The following is a 2,500-nucleotide window of genomic DNA, read 5'->3' on the forward strand; positions in this document are numbered from 1 at the left end:
AACATACAAATGCCCCCTGCAGCACGAAGTCGCAGGGGGCATTGGCAAATGATAAGGTTGGCGGCGACCGACTCTCCCGCCGGTGAAGGCAGTACCATAGGCGCTCCGGGGCTTAACGACTCTGTTCGGAATGGGAAGAGGTGAACACCCGGGCTAAAGCCACCATTATCAAGGCAGCTGCACTTGTGCGTGTTCGCACACAAGCCGCTGTCATTTTTCGACATAGAGGAAGAGTAGGAAAAAGAAAACCTGTGAGCTGTTTGCTACAGAAGTGTTCGAGTCATTAGTATCCCTCGGCTGTGCCATTTCGGACTCTACACCTAGGACCTATCAACGTCGTGGTCTCCGACGACTCTTATTAACGGATATCTCATCTTCAGGTGAGTTTCGCACTTAGATGCTTTCAGCGCTTATCTCATCCCAGCGTCGCTACCCGGCGCTGCAACTGGCGTCACAACCGGTGCACGAGCGGCTGGTCCAACTCGGTCCTCTCGTACTAAAGTCAGGTCCTGTCAAATATCCTACGCCCACCACAGATAGGGACCGAACTGTCTCACGACGTTCTGAACCCAGCTCGCGTGCCACTTTAATCGGCGAACAGCCGAACCCTTGGGACCTTCTCCAGCCCCAGGACGTGACGAGCCGACATCGAGGTGCCAAACCTCCCCGTCGATATGAGCTCTTGGGGGAGATCAGCCTGTTATCCCCGGCGTACCTTTTATCCTTTGAGCGATGGCCCTTCCATGCGGAACCACCGGATCACTATATCCGTCTTTCGACCCTGCTCGGCTAGTCGGCCTCACAGTCAAGCCCACTTATGCTATTGCGCTCTGCGTACGGTTACCAAGCGTACTGAGTGGACCTTTGAAAGCCTCCGATACATTTTTGGAGGCGACCACCCCAGTCAAACTACCCAGCAGACACTGTCTCCGTTGCCAGATTAGGTGCCAAACAACACAAGGGTGGTATTTCAACGTTGACTCCCCAAGACCTGGCGGCCCTGGCTCATAGTCTCCCACCTATCCTACACATGTGTTGTCCAGCATCAATGTCAACCTATAGTAAAGGTGCACGGGGTCTTTCCGTCCCGTGGCGGGTACTCGGCATCTTCACCGAGACTACAATTTCACCGAGCTCATGGCTGAGACAGCGCCCAGATCGTTACACCATTCGTGCAGGTCGGAACTTACCCGACAAGGAATTTCGCTACCTTAGGACCGTTATAGTTACGGCCGCCGTTTACCGGGGCTTCGATTCAAACCTTCGCTTGCGCTAAGTTCCCCTCTTAACCTTCCGGCACCGGGCAGGTGTCAGGCCTTATACTTCCGCTTACGCGTTCGCAAAGCCATGTGTTTTTGTTAAACAGTCGCCTGGGCCTTTTCACTGCGGCTTCTTGTATTGCTACAAGGAAGCGTCCCTTCTCCCGAAGTTACAGGACCATTTTGCCGAGTTCCTTGGCCATGATTCACTCGAGCGCCTCAGGATTCTCTCCTTGACTACCTGTGTCGGTTTGCGGTACGGGCTAGCAAGCAGTAAACGCTTAGCAGGTTTTCTTGGCAGTCTGATTAGGAGAACTATCCCATTGGCCGAAGCCGCTAGGTACTATCATGTTTCAGCTAGGTGGGCGTACTTAACTACCCTCCCAAAACCTACGCACTTCAACGGGCACTTCCGTCCGCCCGCGTCTCTTTCACTTCTGCGTCACTGCATCACTCCACTTACTAGGTGCGGGAATATCAACCCGCTGTCCATCGACGTAGCCTCTCGGCGTAGCCTTAGGTCCCGACTAACCCTGCTCCGATTAGCGTTGAGCAGGAAACCTTAGTCTATCGGCGAGGGGGTTTCTCACCCCCTTTATCGTTACTCATGCCTACATTTGCTTTTCCAGCCGCTCCAGCATACCTGACGATACACCTTCACCGCTGCTGGAATGCTCCCCTACCACTTACGCATAGCGTAAATCCATCGCTTCGGTACCGGACTTGATGCCCGTGTATTATCGATGCCCTCTCGCTCGACCAGTGAGCTGTTACGCACTCTTTAAAGGAATGGCTGCTTCCAAGCCAACCTCCTGGCTGTCAAAGCAAGTGGACCTCCTTTGTTCAACTTAGTCCGAATTTAGGGACCTTAGCGGATGGTCTGGGTTCTTTCCCTCTCGGCATGGGACCTTAGCACCCCACGCCTCACTGCCGAGTATATCAACGGGCATTCGGAGTTCGTCAGGATTCGGTAGGCTGTGACACCCCCTAGTCCTATCGGTAGCTCTACCTCCCGCTGACTCCACCTCGACGCTGTACCTAAATACATTTCGGGGAGTACGAGCTATTTCTCAGTTTGATTGGCCTTTCACCCCTACCCTCAAGTCATCCAAATCCTTTTCAACGGAAACTGGTTCGGTCCTCCAGTTGGTGTTACCCAACCTTCAACCTGCTCAAGGGTAGATCACAAAGTTTCGCGTCTACCCCCTCTGACTCTGCGCCCTATTCAGACTCGCTTTCGC

Annotated in this window: 2 rRNA genes (1 of these 2 cut by a window edge); both read right to left on the reverse strand. The window is 53.7% G+C overall.

Going from position 1 to position 2,500, the window contains the following annotated elements:
* Positions 1 to 55 precede the first annotated feature (55 nt).
* Positions 56 to 167, reverse strand: a 5S ribosomal RNA gene (rrf, locus tag ACYVHC_RS21715).
* A gap of 96 nt (positions 168 to 263) precedes the next feature.
* Positions 264 to 2,500, reverse strand: a 23S ribosomal RNA gene (locus ACYVHC_RS21720); it runs 669 nt beyond the window's last position.

Source organism: Hymenobacter seoulensis (genome assembly GCF_054780535.1).